This window comes from Promicromonospora sukumoe (genome assembly GCF_014137995.1).
Taxonomy (GTDB): domain Bacteria; phylum Actinomycetota; class Actinomycetes; order Actinomycetales; family Cellulomonadaceae; genus Promicromonospora; species Promicromonospora sukumoe.
The window spans coordinates 72,648-88,317 of sequence record NZ_JACGWV010000003.1 but is presented as its reverse complement, the minus strand read 5'-3'; the positions used below and the strand labels follow the sequence as shown (position 1 = coordinate 88,317).

The 15,670-nt window shown below is 73.8% G+C and carries 13 protein-coding genes; 9 read left to right on the top strand and 4 right to left on the bottom strand.

Going from position 1 to position 15,670, the window contains the following annotated elements:
- Positions 1-113: 113 nt before the first annotated feature.
- Positions 114-782 (bottom strand): hypothetical protein, encoded by a 669-nt coding sequence (locus FHX71_RS24520; protein WP_182620150.1) that lies wholly within the window; start codon positions 780-782, stop codon positions 114-116.
- Between the two features lie 385 nt (positions 783-1,167).
- Here FHX71_RS24520 and FHX71_RS24515 point away from each other — a divergent pair, with 385 nt between their 5' ends.
- From FHX71_RS24515 to FHX71_RS24485, 7 genes are all read left to right on the top strand, one after another.
- The gene (locus FHX71_RS24515; protein ID WP_182620149.1) at positions 1,168-1,380 is read left to right on the top strand and encodes a hypothetical protein; all 213 of its coding nucleotides are present in this window, start codon (positions 1,168-1,170) and stop codon (positions 1,378-1,380) included.
- A 65-nt stretch (positions 1,381-1,445) separates the two neighbouring features.
- Positions 1,446-4,502 carry a helix-turn-helix transcriptional regulator gene (locus tag FHX71_RS29860; protein WP_312877200.1) on the top strand — a complete coding sequence of 1,019 codons (3,057 nt, stop codon included), beginning with the start codon at positions 1,446-1,448 and terminating at the stop codon, positions 4,500-4,502.
- Between the two features lie 90 nt (positions 4,503-4,592).
- A complete protein-coding gene (locus FHX71_RS24505; RefSeq protein WP_182620147.1) occupies positions 4,593-6,791 on the top strand; it encodes a SpoIIE family protein phosphatase in 2,199 nt (732 codons plus the stop codon).
- Positions 6,792-6,863: 72 nt separating this feature from the next.
- Positions 6,864-7,886: a sigma-70 family RNA polymerase sigma factor gene (locus tag FHX71_RS24500; RefSeq protein WP_182620146.1), complete on the top strand. Its 1,023-nt coding sequence runs from the start codon at positions 6,864-6,866 to the stop codon at positions 7,884-7,886.
- Positions 7,887-7,910: 24 nt separating this feature from the next.
- Complete coding sequence (locus FHX71_RS24495; RefSeq protein ID WP_182620145.1) at positions 7,911-8,372, top strand: universal stress protein; 462 nt, start codon at positions 7,911-7,913, stop codon at positions 8,370-8,372.
- Between the two features lie 50 nt (positions 8,373-8,422).
- Positions 8,423-8,890 (top strand): fluoride efflux transporter FluC, encoded by a 468-nt coding sequence (locus FHX71_RS24490; RefSeq protein WP_182620144.1) that lies wholly within the window; start codon positions 8,423-8,425, stop codon positions 8,888-8,890.
- Between the two features lie 5 nt (positions 8,891-8,895).
- On the top strand, positions 8,896-9,291 hold the full coding sequence (locus FHX71_RS24485; protein ID WP_312877199.1) for a fluoride efflux transporter FluC: 396 nt from the start codon (positions 8,896-8,898) through the stop codon (positions 9,289-9,291).
- A 100-nt stretch (positions 9,292-9,391) separates the two neighbouring features.
- On the opposite strand, the gene FHX71_RS24480 is transcribed toward FHX71_RS24485, so the two are convergent.
- Positions 9,392-9,805 (bottom strand): hypothetical protein, encoded by a 414-nt coding sequence (locus tag FHX71_RS24480; protein WP_182620142.1) that lies wholly within the window; start codon positions 9,803-9,805, stop codon positions 9,392-9,394.
- 152 nt (positions 9,806-9,957) lie between these two features.
- On the opposite strand from FHX71_RS24480, the gene FHX71_RS24475 reads away from it, so the two are divergent.
- Positions 9,958-10,890 (top strand): 5'-3' exonuclease, encoded by a 933-nt coding sequence (locus tag FHX71_RS24475; protein WP_182620141.1) that lies wholly within the window; start codon positions 9,958-9,960, stop codon positions 10,888-10,890.
- Positions 10,891-10,982: 92 nt separating this feature from the next.
- Here FHX71_RS24475 and FHX71_RS24470 read toward each other — a convergent pair whose 3' ends face one another.
- Both FHX71_RS24470 and FHX71_RS24465 read right to left on the bottom strand, forming a co-directional pair.
- A complete protein-coding gene (locus tag FHX71_RS24470) occupies positions 10,983-11,816 on the bottom strand; it encodes a sirohydrochlorin chelatase (protein WP_182620140.1) in 834 nt (277 codons plus the stop codon).
- Between the two features lie 123 nt (positions 11,817-11,939).
- The gene (locus tag FHX71_RS24465) at positions 11,940-14,627 is read right to left on the bottom strand and encodes a phosphoenolpyruvate carboxylase (protein ID WP_182620139.1); all 2,688 of its coding nucleotides are present in this window, start codon (positions 14,625-14,627) and stop codon (positions 11,940-11,942) included.
- A 95-nt stretch (positions 14,628-14,722) separates the two neighbouring features.
- Here FHX71_RS24465 and FHX71_RS24460 point away from each other — a divergent pair, with 95 nt between their 5' ends.
- Positions 14,723-15,661 (top strand): DNA/RNA non-specific endonuclease, encoded by a 939-nt coding sequence (locus tag FHX71_RS24460; protein WP_182620138.1) that lies wholly within the window; start codon positions 14,723-14,725, stop codon positions 15,659-15,661.
- Positions 15,662-15,670: the final 9 nt, after the last annotated feature.

Here is a 15,670-nt window from a genome sequence, read left to right as displayed (position 1 = left end):
GACGATCTCGCCGTGGTCCGATCGACAGGTCCCGGAAATCGCTCCGGACATGACTCGGGTCGGGGCGCCCCCTGGTGCGCCCCGACCCGGTTCCCCCTGTCCGGCCAGGTGTGTCAGGCAGTTGTCGGAGCCGCCTTGACCACCGGGCCCCACGCCAGCGGGTCGAGCGTGCGGGCGTCGTCGTCCGCTTCCCCGGCCCATCGGCGCGCATCGGCCACTGTCGCTGCGAGCAGGTCACGGAGCCGCGCGTCCACGTCGGGCACGAACGCCTCCGAGATGCCCTGCACCGCGGTGGAGACCACGCTCGGCGCGGCGTCGCGGACGAACCGCTTGGGCCGCACGCTGGTGCCGGCGCAGAACCGCTCGGCCCAGGCCGCCGTCTTCGGCACGGCCGCCAGCGCGTCCTTGCTCTCCGGCGCGAGGGTGCCCGACGGACGGTCCTCCAGCACGTCGAGCATGCGCTCCGAGCCCAGCACCGCGACGGCGAGCGTCTGCTGCCGGTCCGCCGGCGAGACCGGCAGCGCCGTCTGCGCGGCACGCAGCGCGATGCGCACGTCCCAGCGCGGGTCGGTGCTGGTCAGCCCGATGACCGACGGGATGAGTGGTGCGAGCTGCGGACGCGCGTGGTCCGCCGTCAGATCGTTCACCGCGCGTGCCAGCATCGCGATGAGCGGGTGCGTGCAGGCTGGGTGGTCGCTCCACTTCTCGCCTGCGAGGAAGGAGGCGAGCTCCATGAAGCACGCGCCCTTCTTGGGGTTGCGGTGCTTCCCACGGCCGAGCATGGGCAAGATGTCGTACGTTCCAGCTTCGGTTCCGGTCACGATCCACCCCCGAATTGGGTCCGCTGCTAAGTCCAGTGTGCGTCTGCTGTGACGTAGATCGCAATAGTGGGGCTGTGAACACCCTGATTCTCGCCCGCCCAGTGTCTCCCTGGTCGGCTCATCGGGCATCTCGGGCGCACGCCGAGGCGCGGAAGAGCTGCTCTGAGGTGCACTAAGGCACCTCAGACCCACCTCAGGCCCGCGCCGGGGTACCTCAGACGCCGGCCTGAGGTACCCCGCCCGCCAGGACTGGCCGATCGCCCGATCCGGGACCCCGCGCCTCAGGACGAGTGTCTTCCTCATCAGCCGGACGGGCACACGGCCCGCCGGGGACTTCGGAGGAATCATGTCGTTGTGGGGACCCGCGATGGACGCGGAGATCGAGTACCGGCAGGCCCGGGCCAAGGACGCCTGGCGCACCAAGCGGCCGAGCGCGGCGGACCGCGCCGCCCGGCAGGAGAAGCGCGCCGCCCGGGCGAACCGCGCGGAGCAGATCAGGGAGGGCATCGCCGGCATGCGCCCCGCGCCCGCCGCCAAGCGGCGCGGCCTGTTCGCGTGACCGCGGTGGGACCGGAGAAAGGGGAGGTCAGGGGAATTGTCAGTGACCGGTGGGACGATGTGCAGGTGCGACGGTCGACGACGATTCCCCTGATCTCCCGGCAGGAGCAGGTTGCCTCCCTCCTGCTGGCAGTGGGGCGTGCCTCGGCGGGCCGACCCGGCCTCGTGCTCGTGGGCGGCGACGCCGGCGTGGGCAAGACCCGCCTGATCGGTCACGTCGCGCAGGCGGCGGAGCAGGCGGGGGCCAGCGCCGTCGTCGTGCACTGCGTCGACCTGGGCCAGGTGGGCATCCCCTACCTCCCCTTCACCGAGGCGCTGACCCAGCTGCAGGCCGGGGCCGCCGGGCCCGACGCCGCCGCGCGGGTCACCGAGCTCGTCGCCGAGCGCCCGGCGCTGTGGCGGCTCCTGGAGCCCGGCGGGGGCGGCGATGCCGACCACGACGAACGGCTCCAGCTCTTCGAGGGCATCGGCCGCAGCCTCGCGGTCGCTGGCGCGCCCGAGCGCCCGCTCGTGCTCGTCGTCGAGGACGCGCACTGGGCCGACGCGTCGACGCGTGACGTGCTGCGGTTCCTCGCCGCCCGCGCCCGCTCCGAGAACGTCCTGCTCGTGGTCACCTACCGGGCGGACGACGTCGACCGCCGGCACCCGCTGCGCCCGCTGCTCGCCGAGCTGTCCCGGCTGGAGCACGTCGAGCGGATCGACCTGCAGCCCTTCACCGAGGACGAGCTGCGCGAGTTCACCACCGCCCTGGCCGGCCGGCCCCTGCCCGCCGCCGGGTTCGCCGACGTGCTGGACCGGTCCGAGGGCAACGCCTTCTTCGCGGAGGAGCTCCTGGACGCCGGGCCGGACTCCGCCAGCCTGCCCTGGACGCTCACCGAGGTGCTCCGCACCCGGCTCGAACGGCTGGACCCCGAGGTGCAGCAGGTGCTGCGCATCGCGTCGGTCGCCGGACGCCGGGTCAGCGAGGAGCTGCTGCGGGCGGCCGCCGCCCGGTGGGGCGCGCCCGACGTCGACGCCGCGCTGCGCGAGGCCGTCACCCAGCAGGTGCTCGTCGTGTCCGGCGCCCACCTGGAGTTCCGGCACGCCCTGCTGGCCGAGGCCCTGTACGCCGACCTGCTGCCGGGCGAGCGGTCCTCGGTGCACCGCGCCTACCTCGCGGTGATCGAGCAGGACGGCCCCGACGGCATGAAGATCGGCAGCGCGGCCGAGCGCGCCCACCACGCCTACGAGGGCCACGACCTGCCCGCGGCGCTGAGCGCGTCGTGCGACGCCGCGCTGCGGGCCCGCCGGCTGCTCGCCCCCGAGGAGGAGCTCCGGCACTGGGAGCAGGTGCTCGCCCTGTGGGAGTCCGTGCCGGGTGCCGAAGAGCGGATCGGTCGCGACCGGGTCGACGTCGCGGTGGCGGCGGGCGAGGCAGCCGCACGCGCCGGCGACCCGATGCGCGCCGTGAAGCTGACGCAGCGCGCGGTCGACGGGGCGGACGACCCGGTGCGCCGGGCCGGGCTGCGGCACCTGCTCGTGCACCGGTACCTCGACCTGCCCACCTGGGACGAGGTGCCCGGCCAGGTCGAGGCGGCCATCGACGACCTCCGCGGGGCCCTGGAGATGCTGCCCGAGCGCAGCCCGGAGCGGATCTGGACCAACGCGCTCCTGGCCCGCGTCACGATGATCATCGACCTGGACGACGACGCCCGTGGGCACGCCGAGTGCGCCATCGAGGAGGCGCGGTCCGTCGGCCAGCCCGGCGCCCTCGCCGCGGCCCTCTCCACGCTCGCCGTGCTCGACGTGGCCGACCCGGACCGGGCGGCGGCGCTCCTGGACGAGGCCCGGACGGCGGCGACCGAGGCCGGGGACGTGCTCACGGAGATGCGCACCCTCTACAACGCCACGGCCAACCGGTTCTACGCGGGCGAGCTCGAGGCCGCCCAGCAGCGGGTGGAGCACGCGCTCGCCCGCGCCGAGGAGCTCGGGCTGGCCTGGAGCACGCCGACGGTCAACCTGCGGATCCTCCAGGAGGTCATGCTCTACTTCCGCGGCGACCTGTCACCGCGGAAGGCCGGCGGGGTGCCGGCCACGCACAAGCACGTGCTGGAGGCCACCCAGATGTACGCGGCGGTGGCGCGCGGCGACGCTGACGTCATCCCGCGTGGCGAGGCCCTCTTCGACCACTGGCAGAGCGACGGCCAGATCGCGCTCATCGGCGGCGGCAGCCTGGTCGACGCCCTGACCTGGGCCGGCCGGTACGACGACGCCGCGGCCCTGGCCGTGCGGATCACCGACCACCTCGGCGAGGTGTGGACGGAGGTGTTCCTCGGCCGGATCTGGCTGTCCGCGCTGGCGATCGCCGCCCTGGCCGACGCCGCCGAGGCCGACCGGTCCGCGGGACGCGTCGGCGCCCCGGGCTCGGCCGCCGCCACCGCCGTGGAGACCCGTGCGGCCGCCCGGCTGGACAGCGGCGACTCCCTGCTGGCGATCGCCCGGGAGACGGCGCAGCGCGGGCGTCCGCGCGGCGGCGTGCTGGGGCCGGAGGGGCGGGCCTGGCTGCAGCGCGCGGCCGCCGAGAACGCCCGGCTCCACGCGGTCGTGGGCAGCACCGCGGGCACCGCCGGGAGCGGCGCAGGGGGCACCGCCGGGGGCGGCGACAGCCGCGCTCAGGCGGCCGGCGACCTGTGGGGCGCGGCGGCGGCGAGCTGGCAGGACACGGTCAACGCGTTCGGTTTCGGGTACCGCTACGAGGTCGCGCGGTCGCGCTACCGCTGGGCCGAGGCCCTGCTCGGCGCCGGCGAGCGCCAGGCCGCCGAGGTCGAGGCCGCGGAGGCGCTCTCGGAGGCGGAGGACATGGGCGCGCAGCCCCTGGCCGACGCCGTCCGGGCCCTCGCCCGGCGGGCACGGCTCGACCTGCCGGGAGTCCGGCGGGCGACGGCGTCGACCCTCACGGACCGCGAGGAGGAGGTGCTCGGCCTGGTCGCGCAGGGGCTGTCCAACCGGCAGATCGGCGAGCGGCTGTTCATCTCGACCAAGACGGTGAGCGTCCACGTGTCCAACCTGCTGGCCAAGCTCGGCGCCTCGGGCCGGGCGGAGGCCGTGAGCCTCGCTCACCAGCGCGGACTGCTCGAGGTCTGACCGTGAGCGAGCAGGCTACCTGCCCGGCGCAAAAGGGACACATCCGGTACATCTGTCGCGCACGCGTCCTTCTCTCGCAATACTGATGGGATGCCGACGGACCTCCAGGCGTTGCGAGACCTCGAGCACGTCGGTCTCGGTGCACCCACAGCGGATGAGGCCTTTGACCGGTTTGCACGTCTGGTTCGGCGGCACCTGCGGGTGCCGGCCGCCGTCGTCTACTTCGTGGTCCGGGAGGGCCAGGTCCTGGCGGGAGCGTCCGGGGTGCCGGAGCCGATGCAGTCCGACCGGCTGCTCCAGCACCCGGGCACCCTGACCAACGTCATCACGGCCCGCGGCGAGCCGGTCGTGACGCCGGACGCCCGCCACGACCCGCTGCTGCGCGACAACTACCTGGTCCGGGAGATGGGCCTCGTCGCGATGGCCGGCTACCCCGTCTTCGACCTGCGCGGCCGCGCCGTCGGTGCGCTGTGCGCCGTGGACGACGAGCCCCGCGAGTGGTCGCAGGACGACCTGGACTCCCTCGCCGACCTCGCCGCGGCCTGCACCGCCGAGCTACGCCTGCGCGCCGAGCGGGAGCGGGCGCGCCGCATCCAGGAGACGGCCGTGCGGGCGAACCGCCGCAGCCGGTTCCTACTCTCCCTGAGCGAGGCCTTCGCCAACGCCAACACGATGGACCAGGTCGAAGAGGTCATCGTCGAGGTCGGCACCGCGGGCATCGGGGCCCGCTACTGCGCGTTCGCCCTGGCCGACGCCGACGGCCGCGGCATCACCTACCGGTCCCTCGTGCACGCCGAGCCGCAGTTCCCGCAGCGGCTGCGGCAGACCAAGCTCGACGAGCAGCGGCCCCTGGCCGAGGCGGCCCGCACCGGCCGCCCCCTGTTCTTCCGGTCGGCCGACGAGATGTTCTCGGCCTTCCCGGGGTCCGAAGAGCTCTGCGACCCCGACGTCGGCGCCCGCGCGTACCTGCCGGTCGTGACGGCCGGCGCCGTCGTCGCCGTCATCATGCTGGCCTGGGAACGGGACCGCGGCCCCGACCAGGACTCGTACGCCCTCCAGACCGGCCTGGCCCACTACACGGGCCACGCGCTGGAGCGCGCCCGGCTGCTGGAGGAGCGGCGGGAGTCCGCGAAGACCCTGCAGCGCGCGATGCTCAGCCGGCTGCCCGAGGTGCCGCACCTCGACATGGCGGCGACCTACTCGCCCGCCACGCGCTCCGACCAGATCGGCGGCGACTGGTACGACGCCGTGGCGGTGGACGACGACGCGACGATGTTCATGATCGGCGACGTGACCGGCCACGACATGCGCGCCGCGGCGAAGATGGGCCAGCTCCGGTCGCTGCTGCGCGCGTTCGCGTGGAGCCACGACGAGTCGCCGTCCGCCCTGCTGTCGCTGCTCGACAAGGCCAACTCGGGCCTGGGGCTGCTCGCCAGCGGGACCGCCGTGGTGGCCCGGCTGGAGCGGGTCGCCGGGGCGTACCAGCTCACCTGGTCCACGGCCGGCCACCCGCCGCCGCTGGTGCTGCGCGAGGACGGCACGGTCGAGCGCCTCGCGGTGCTCCCGGACATGATGCTCGGCGTGCGGCCCACGTCGAAGCGCACGGACCACGTCACGACACTCAACCCCGGCGACACGCTCCTGCTCTACACGGACGGGCTCGCCGAGCAGCGCGGCACCACGCCCGACCAGTGGCTGAGCCGGCTGCAGAAGACGCTCGGCGCGCTCGGTGACACTGCCACCGCGGCGCTGCCGGTCACGCTGGTCCGCCGGCTCGCCTCCGACGACCAGCGGGACGACGTCGCCGTGCTCGCCGTGCGGGTGCGGGCCGCGGCGCCGTCAGGCCCGCCGTCCCTGGGCCGTCCGGCCACGGCGGAGCGGAAGCTCGCCCCGTCGCTGTGCGACGTCGGCCCGGCCCGCATCTGGGTCGACGACGTGCTGGAGAGCTGCGGCGTGCCGATGCCGCTGCGCCGCACGGTGATGCTGCTGACGTCCGAGGTGCTGACCAACGCCGTCGACCACGGGCAGGCGCCGTTCACGGCCACCGTCGAGGTGGACCTGGACCGGCTGCGGGTGGGGGTGCGCGACTCGTCGACCGTGCAGCCCGAGCTGCGCGACCCGGCGGTCACCGAGTTCGGCGGGCGCGGGGTGCAGTTCCTCGAGCGGCTCGCGTCCCGCTGGGGCGTGGACCGGCACGGCGGGGCACCCCGGCCGGTCCCCCGGCACGGTCCGCCCCGCGAGGGCCGGCGGACCGGAAAGACGGTCTGGTTCGAGCTCGACCTCGGGTGAACTTTTTCGCTGTGCTTCGGTCAGGGTCGAATCCACGAGAGCGTGTCAGTGGCTCCGCGTACGGTGTGATCTATGGCACAGACTGCGTCACAACCGAAGCAGAGCGCCGGCGAGGACCTGGCCGGAGCCGAGCTCTCCGCGCAGCTCGAGGTGTACCGCCGCGAGCTGACCGGATACTGCTACCGCCTGCTGGGCGGCACGTTCGACGCCGACGACGCGGTGCAGGAGACCCTCCTGCGCGCGTGGCGCTCGTACGACCGGTTCGAGGGACGTTCCTCGCTCCGCACCTGGCTGTACCGCATCGCCACCAACGTGTGCTTCGACCAGCTCGGCTCGAGCCGCGCCAAGCGTGAGCGCCCCATGGGGCTCGGCGCCGCGGCCGACCCGGTCGAGGAGAGCCTCGCGATGGTGCTCCCCGAGTACGCGTGGGTCGAGCCGGTCCCGACCGAGCACGTGCTGCCCGGCGCGAGCGACCCCGCGGACACCACCGTTGCCCGGGAGTCGGTGCGGCTCGCGTTCGTCGCGGCCCTCCAGCACCTGCCGGCCAAGCAGCGCGCGGTGCTGATCCTGCGCGAGGTGCTGCGCTGGCCCGCCGCGGAGGTCGCCACGCTGCTCGACACCTCCGTGGCGTCGGTGAACAGCGCGCTGCAGCGGGCGCGCGCCACACTGGCGGAGAAGGCGCCCGAACGGTCCGGCACGCCGGAGACGCCGGAGCACGCGTCGGCCGACGAGACCGAGCTGCTGGAGCGGTACGTCGCGGCGTTCGAGCGGTACGACATGACCGCGCTCGCCAACCTGCTCCGCGAGGACGCGGTGATGAACATGCCGCCGTACGCGATGTGGCTGGAGGGCATCGAGAACATCCAGGCGTGGATGACCGGGCCGGGCAACGGGTGCGAGGGTTCCCGGTGCATGCCGATCCACGTCAACGGCACGCCGGGGTTCGCGCAGTACCGGGCCGACCCGAAGGGCGGCCACTTCCCGTGGGGGATCGTGGTGCTGGAGAACGACGGCAAGCACATCACCGGCATCACGACCTTCATCGACACGGAGAAGTGGTTCCCGCGATTCGGCCTGCCGGACCACCTCGACTGACGTTTAGGCCATACCCTCGTCAGGGTGACTGTGCGATCCGTGGTGGTCGGCGTGGACCACAAGAATCCGGAACTGGCCCGGCGGGCAGCGTCGCTCGTCCAGTCCCTGGGTGGAAGCTTGATCGAGCTCGTGTGCGTGTGGGTGGATGAGGCAGCGGTCTCGGACTCCCGGGGATTCACCGTGTCGGTGGACCCGGACATCGCCGTGTCCTCGGACGCCTACGGGGCCGACGTCCTGGCCGGGCTGAACCGGGCGATGGCCGACGTCGGCCTGCCGTGGTGCGCCCGGCGCGGGGCCGGTGATCCGGCGGCCGAGCTGGGGCGTGTGGCCGACGAGGTGGGTGCGGCGATGATCGTCGTCGGCGCCCACCGCTCGGGGCTGCGCGGCTGGACGACGAACCTGGTGAGCGGGACCGTCGCGGGGCGGCTCATCCACAACCAGTCGCGGCCCGTGGTGGTCCTTCCCGAGACGACGTCGGCCCCGTGAGCGATAGGTTCTTCACAGACCTGTCGACCGGCCGCGAGGAGACGCACCGCGTGAAGCGAGCACCGCACCGCGACTGGCGGTACGTCGGTCTCGTCGCGCTGGGTGGCGCGGGCGGCTCGGTCGCCCGGTATTTCGTGAGCGTGTGGTCCGGGATCCTGCTGACGCCGCTGACCTACCTGTTCCCGTCCGCCGGCCACACGATCCTCTGGTTCCCGATCGGGACCCTCCTGGTGAACGTCGTCGGCGCGTTCGCCCTGGGCTACCTCCTGGAGGCCCTCGCCCGCCGCGGCCGCGAGACCGTCCGGCGCCGCAAGATCCGCCTGGGTATCGGCACGGGCGTGCTCGGCGGCTTCACCACCTACTCCGCGCTCGCCCTGGAGGCCCAGAGGCTGATCAGCCAGGGCATGCCGTGGTTGGCGCTGCTGTACGTGACGCTCACCCTCGCGGGCGGCACGGCGGCCTGCCTGGGCGGCATCGCCCTGGCGGCACGCGCCGACCGGCGCCGGAAGGGCAGGTGACCCCGGTGCTCGAACTTCTCCTCGTGGCCGTCGGCGGCGGGCTGGGCGCCGCCGCCCGGTTCGTCGTCGACGGCGAGATCCGGGCCCGGCACAACGGCGGGTTCCCGTGGGGCACGTTCGTGGTGAACGTGACCGGCTCGTTCCTGATCGGCCTGTTCTCGACGCTGTTCTCGACGCTCACCTGGTACGGGGTGCCCGCCGACGTCGCGCGGCTGGTGCAGTTCGCCCTGACCGTCGGCCTGTGCGGCGGTTACACCACGTTCTCGACGGCCACCGTGGAATCCGTCCGGCTGGCCCAGTCCGGTCGCCTGCGCCTCGCGCTCGCGAACACACTGGGCACGCTGCTCGTGACGGTGCTCGCGGCGACCGCGGGCGTCGGGGTGGGCGGCCTGTTCGTCTGACCTGGTTCGGGGCCGGCTCGGGGCCGGCTCGGGGCCGGCTCGGAGCGCCGCCTCGGTCGCCGTCGGCGGGCGCTCCGTGTCTTTCAGACCTTGACGTCTTTCACACCTTGACGTCGCTCACCGGCACGTCGCCGGGGTTGACCGCGCTGAGGAAGAGCTCCGCCAGGAGCGTCCACTCCTCGAGCGGCCGGCTGCCGACGAAGCGCGCCGCCTCCTCGGGCGTGCGGTTCACCAGCGCGATGTCGACGACGTAGGAGTCGCCGCCCTCCCGCCAGACGACCGCGGCGTTCGTCCGCCGGCTCGATCCGCTGATCCCGGCCCGGAGCTCGTTCTCCGGCTTCTGCACCCGCTCGATCAACGGGTAGTCGGCGCTGTGCCCCCAGCTCGACCACGCGTAGCCCAGGGCGCGCTCGAGATCCGCCTTGTCGGTGGTGACCCGCGTCGCGCCCACCGCCGCCATACCCAGGCCGAGGCCCTCGATGACCTCGGTCACCTGCTGTCCTTTGCTTGTCATGTTGGGACACTACGGGCACAACGGGTCGGAACAGGCCTTCGACGGCCCATTAATTTGCATACGTCCCGCAGACGTCCCGTATTTGAGCCCCGGGCGCTGATCTCGCGCGCCCGACAGCCCGCGTGTCGGTGGTGCGTGGCAGGCTTCGCTGCATGAGCCTCATGCTCCTCGACTCCGCCTCGCTCTACTTCCGCGCGTTCTTCGGCGTGCCCGACTCGCTGCGTGCGCCCGGCGGCACTCCCGTGAACGCCGTCCGCGGCCTGCTGGACACCATCGCGTGGCTCGCCACGACGCACGGTCCCGACCGCATGGTCGCGTGCTGGGACGACGACTGGCGGCCCGCGTTCCGCGTCGAGGCGATCCCGAGCTACAAGGCGCACCGCGTCGCGCAGGAGGTGCCCGGCACCACGGGCATCGAGGAGGTGCCGGAGACGCTGCTCGCGCAGGTGCCCGTCATCGTCGAGGTGCTGGCGGCGCTCGGCATCGCGCGCGTCGGCGTGCCCGGCTACGAGGCCGACGACGTCATCGGCACCCTGACCGCGCGCGCCGTCGAGCAGGGCGCCGGGCCGGTGGACATCGTCACCGGCGACCGGGACCTGTTTCAGCTCGTCGACGACGCCGCCGGCGTCCGCGTGCTGTACCCCGCGCGCGGCATCCGTGACCCCGACGTGGTGAACGAGAAGCGGCTGGCCGAGAAGTACGGCGTCGCCTCGGGACAGGCCTACGCGGACATGGCGACGCTGCGGGGCGACCCCAGCGACGGATTGCCGGGCGTACCGGGGGTCGGCGAGAAGACCGCCGCGAAGCTGCTCGCCCAGTACGGCACGCTCGCCGCGATCCTCGCGGCCCGGGACGCCGGCGACAAGGGCCTGACCTCGACGCAGCGCCGGCGGCTGCAGGAGGCCGACGAGTACCTGCAGGTGGCGCCCGTCGTCGTGCAAGTGGCTCGCGACGCGCCGCTGCCCGCGTTCGACCCGGCGGTGCCGAAGGCGCCCGCCGACCCCGAGGCGCTGGAGGCGCTCACCGCGCAGTGGGGCCTGCGATCCAGCGTGGAGCGGGTCCGGACGGCGTTCGGCTGGGCGTGAGCTCTTTCGAGACCTAAGTTTCTTCGCTTTGAGGCGGCTCAAAGCGAAGAAACTTAGGTCTCGAAAGAGTGAGTCACCGGCCGCCGGGTGGGTCAGGCGTTGACGGCCGCGTCGTAGCGGTCCAGCACGACCTGGACCAGTCTCGGATCGGCCTTCTCCGCCCCGGCGGGACCGGCGACGGGGTCGGTGACGAGGTCGGCCCCCGCCTCCAGCACGCGGTCCAGGAAGTAGCCGGGCGCGAGCAGGTAGGACACGACGATCACGCGTCCGGTGGTCGCCGCGCGGGCGGCGGCCACCGCGTCGGGGACCCGCGGCTCGGCACCCGCGCCGTAGGACGGGGTGATCGGGCGGCCCAGGCGCTGGGCCAGCGCGCTCGTGACCTCCTCGACGGCGGTCGCGGCGGCGGCGACCGAGGACCCGGCGGCGGCGAGCACCACGGCGTCGTCGGACCGGAAGGGGCCGTGCGCCGCCTCGGCGGCGGCGTACCGGTCGGCCAGGATGTCGACGAGCAGCGGGTGCGGGCCGAGCGGCTCGGCGGCCACGGCGGCGCCGTCCGAACCGGCGTTGACGGCAGCGACGGCCTGCGCGATGTCGTGCCGCACGTGATACCCCGTGGACAGCAGCACCGGCACGACGACGGCGGCCGCACCGGCCGCCGAGGTCCCGGAACCAGCAGTGCCGTCGGTCGCCGAGCCCTCGCGGACGCCGTCCGCGGCACCGGTCCCGCCGGCAACCGAAGCGGCGGCCGCACCGCGCACGGCTTGAGCGAGCACGTCGCCGACCTCCGGCTGCTGCACGTCCACGAACGCCTCCCGGACGTCGAGCCCGGGCCGGGCGACGCGGACGCCGTCGAGCAGCGCGCGCACGGCCGCCTGGCCCGCGGGGTCGTCGGTGCCGTGGGACGTGCCGATCAAGGTGGCGCTCATGCTCTCTCCCTGTGGTCCTCACACAACGCGGGCAGCCGACTTCGGTCTGTTGCCCCGAGACCGGTCGATCGACCGACCGGTCTCGGGGCAACAGACCGAAGTCACGCAGCCAGCCGGCCCAGCTCAGCCCGTGTTCTGCAGGCCCGCCGAGACGCCGTTGACCGTCAGAAGCAGCAGGTGCTGCAGCCGGCCCTTGTAGTCGCCGTCGACCGCCGAGCCGCCGTCCGACCCGGTGCGCAGGCCGCGCAGCGCGCGGACCTGCAGCAGCGAGAGGGCGTCGACGTACGGCGACCGGAGCTGCACGGCGCGGCCGAGCACGCGCTTGGAGGCGAGCGGCCACTCGTTGCCGCTGATCCTCAGCACCCACTCGCGGGTCAGGCGCAGCTCGTCGAGCACCATCTGGGCCAGGTCGTCGCGGTCGCCGAGCGCGAGGTACTGCGCGGCGATCCGCTCGTCGGTCTTGGCGAGCGACATCTCGACGTTGTCGAGCATCGTGGCGAACAGCGGCCACTCGGCACGCGCGGCGCGCAGCAGCTCGACGTCGCCGGCCGTGGCCAGCGCCGTGCCCAGGCCGAACCAGCCGGCGAGGTTGATGCGGGCCTGCGACCAGGAGAAGACCCAGGGGATCGCGCGCAGGTCGTCGAGCGAGTTGACCGACAGGCCGCGCTTGGCGGGGCGCGACCCGATGGGCAGCAGCCCGACCTCCTCCAGGGGCGTGACCTGCGCGAACCACTGCGGGAACCCGTCGGCCTTCACGAGCTCGTGGAACCGGGCGCGGGACGTCGCGTCGAGGGAGCTCGCGAGCTCCGCGAACTTGGCCGTCGCGCTCTCGTTGACCGACTCGACCGACGGCGCGGACGCCAGCAGCGTCGCCGCGGCGACCTGCTCGATGTGCCGCGACGCGATGACCGGGTCGCCGTAGCGGGCCAGGATGACCTCGCCCTGCTCGGTGAGCTTGAACCGGCCGTCCACCGAGTGCGGCGGCTGCGCGAGCACGGCGCGGTTGGCGGGGCCGCCGCCACGGCCGAGCGCACCGCCGCGACCGTGGAACAGGGTGAGCTTGAGGTCGTTGGACCGGGCCCACTCCGCGATGCGCGACTGCGCGTCGTGCAGCGCGAGGGTCGCCGCCACGGGGCCGACGTCCTTGGACGAGTCCGAGTAGCCGAGCATGACCTCGACGCGGCGCCCGTTCTCGGCCAGCCGCTTCTGCACGGCGGGCAGCGTGAGCATGGAGTCGAGGATCGGCACGGAGTTCTGCAGGTCCGCGAAGGTCTCGAACAGGGGGATCGCGTCGATCACCGGCGCGCCGGCGGGGTCGTCCGCGAACGCGAACGCGGCCAGCTCGTACACGGCGGCCAGGTGCTCCGGCGCCTGCGTGAACGACACGATGTACCGGCGGGCGGCGCGCAGGCCGAACCGGGCCTGGATGGCGCCGAGCGCCCGGTAGGTGTCGAGCACCTCGCGCGTCTTGTCGCTGAGCGCGCCGTCGACCCCGAGCTCGCGGAGCTCGGCGAGCGCCGCGGCGTGCACCTGCGAGTGCTGCCGCACCTCGAGCTCGGCCAGGTGGAACCCGAAGGTCTGCACCTGCCACACCAGGCGCTGCAGGTCGCCGTACGCGGCACGCGCCGCGCCGGTCGCCACCAGCGAGTCCTGCACCACGAGCAGGTCGGCCTCGAGCTGCTCCGCCGTCGCGTACGCGAGGTCGGCGTCGCGGGTGCGGGTCGCCGCGACGCGCTCGGCGATCGCGAGCATGACCGCGCGGTGCGGCTCGTTCGGCGACGCCTCCTCGGCGCGGCGGGCCACGTCCTCGGAGATCAGCCGGATGCGCCGCCAGAGCGCGTTGAGCTCGGCCGACGGCGTGGTGCCCTCGGCGTCGAGCGTGAGCTTGCGCCCGGTCTCGACGGCGAGCCGCTCCAGCGCGGCGAGGGCGTGCTCCGCGGCCAGGGTGGCGGCCTGCCGGGTCACCTCGGCGGTGACGTTCGGGTTGCCGTCGCGGTCGCCGCCGATCCAGGTGCCGAGCTTCACGAACGGCTTGGCCACGGGGGCCACGCGGCCGGCGTCCTCGGCCAGGAGCCAGTCGTCGAGGCGGCGGTACACGTCGCCGAACACGTCCACGAGGACGGCGTCGAACACGCCCATGACCGTCTTGACCTCGTCGATCACGGACGGCTTGCTGGTCCGCACGGGGGCCGTGCGCCACATGGTGTCGATCTCGGCGAGGATGCGTCGCTCGTTCTCCGCGAGGGTGACGCCACCGAGCCGGCGGGTGTCCCGCTCGGCCAGGAGGTCCGAGACGCGGCGGATGGTGCCGCTGATGGCGCGGCGACGGGCCTCGGTCGGGTGCGCGGTGACCACCGGCCGGAACTCCAGCTCGCCGAGCCGCCGCAGCGCCTCGTCCCGGCCCACCTCCTCGGTGAGCCGTGCGAACGCCGCGGGGATCGTGTCCTCCAGGACGGCCGGGCCGGTCGTCGTCTCGGCCTCGCGGGCGCGCAGCACGCGCACCCGGTGGTACTCCTCGGCGAGGTTCGCGAGGTGGAAGTAGCAGGTGAACGCGCGGGCGACCTGCTCGGCACGCTCCACGGAGAAGGACGCGACGACGTCGGCGGCCTCGTCCAGCGCGTGGGGCGACGGGTCGCCGTACGCGCGGATCGTCAGCTCGCGCAGACGTTCGACGTCGTCCAGCAGATCCTGCCCCCCGTCCTCGCGGAGGATCCTGCCGAGAAGGCCGCCGAGCAGGCGCACGTCCTCGCGTAGCGGGTCAGGTACCTCGTGCCGGGCGTTGCCTCGGACGGTCTGAGTTGATTCACTCACGGGCTAGAGCCTAGGACGATATTGCCATCCGGCGTCCACCTCGTCCGATTGTTGGTCTGGTCATGACCTGGCCGACTCTGGTTGGCTGTGTGCCTGTGACCGGATATGACGCCCATTTCCTCGGTTTCAGCGTCCCGCTCCCCGTCTCACCGGCCGACCTCCGGGTGCTCGACTACACCCACTTCTCCGTGCTGCTCGACCCGCTGCGGCGGCTCGCCGCGGCCACCGCGTGCACCGTCGACGGCGCCACGCTCCAGGCGCTGCGCCGTTCCGGACGCTGGCGGCTGGACGCCCGCGTGCCGAACGGCGAGCAGTCCGGCGGCGAGCTGTACGCGGGCAACCCCCTCGACCGCGGCCACCTCGTCCGGCGCCTGGACCCCGTCTGGGGCGACGCCGAGACCGCGGCGCGGGCCAACCACGACACGTTCACCTACACGAACGCGGCGCCGCAGGTGAACAGGTTCAACCAGTCCAAGGAGCTCTGGAACGGGCTCGAGGACCACGTGCTCCGGTACGCCGCCGCCCACGACCACCGGCTGGCGGTCCAGACAGGGCCCGTCTTCGCCGCGGACGACCCGCTCTACCGCGGCGTCCGCATCCCGCGCCTGTTCTGGAAGGTCGTCGCCTGGGTGGGCCCGGGCCGGTTGCCCGACGGCGGCACCCCGGGCGGGCCGCCAGGCAGGTCGCCGGAGCCGGCGGCCCGCGTGCTGCAGGCGACCGGGTTCGTGCTGGACCAGACGCCCCAGCTCGAGGACGCCAAGCTGTACGAGATCACCGCCCAGGCCCTGGCCCGGGACGACATCCCGCCGCTCGGCCCGTTCCGCACCTACCAGGTGCCGGTGGGCGACGTCGCCGCGCTGACCCGCCTGGACCTCGGGCCGCTGCCCGGGGCCGACGTGCTCGCGCCGCCGCCGCTGCGCCCCGCCGCGCCGGCGGGCACCCGGCCCACGGACATCACCATCCACCGGCTCCCCCGCGCCCGGGCGTGGTCGGAGATCCGCACCCCCGACCAGATCGCCCTGCCCGGGCGCTGAGCCGTGCCG

Excerpts from the sequence above, each read along its gene's own strand:
- FHX71_RS24500 (WP_182620146.1), top strand. The coding sequence starts at position 6,864 with ATGGCACAGACTGCGTCACAACCGAAGCAGAGCGCCGGCGAGGACCTG.
- FHX71_RS24475 (WP_182620141.1), top strand. The coding sequence starts at position 9,958 with ATGAGCCTCATGCTCCTCGACTCCGCCTCGCTCTACTTCCGCGCGTTC.
- FHX71_RS24480 (WP_182620142.1), bottom strand. The coding sequence starts at position 9,805 with ATGACAAGCAAAGGACAGCAGGTGACCGAGGTCATCGAGGGCCTCGGC.
- FHX71_RS24505 (WP_182620147.1), top strand. The coding sequence starts at position 4,593 with ATGCCGACGGACCTCCAGGCGTTGCGAGACCTCGAGCACGTCGGTCTC.
- FHX71_RS24515 (WP_182620149.1), top strand. The coding sequence starts at position 1,168 with ATGTCGTTGTGGGGACCCGCGATGGACGCGGAGATCGAGTACCGGCAG.
- FHX71_RS24470 (WP_182620140.1), bottom strand. The coding sequence starts at position 11,816 with ATGAGCGCCACCTTGATCGGCACGTCCCACGGCACCGACGACCCCGCG.
- FHX71_RS24520 (WP_182620150.1), bottom strand. The coding sequence starts at position 782 with ATGCTCGGCCGTGGGAAGCACCGCAACCCCAAGAAGGGCGCGTGCTTC.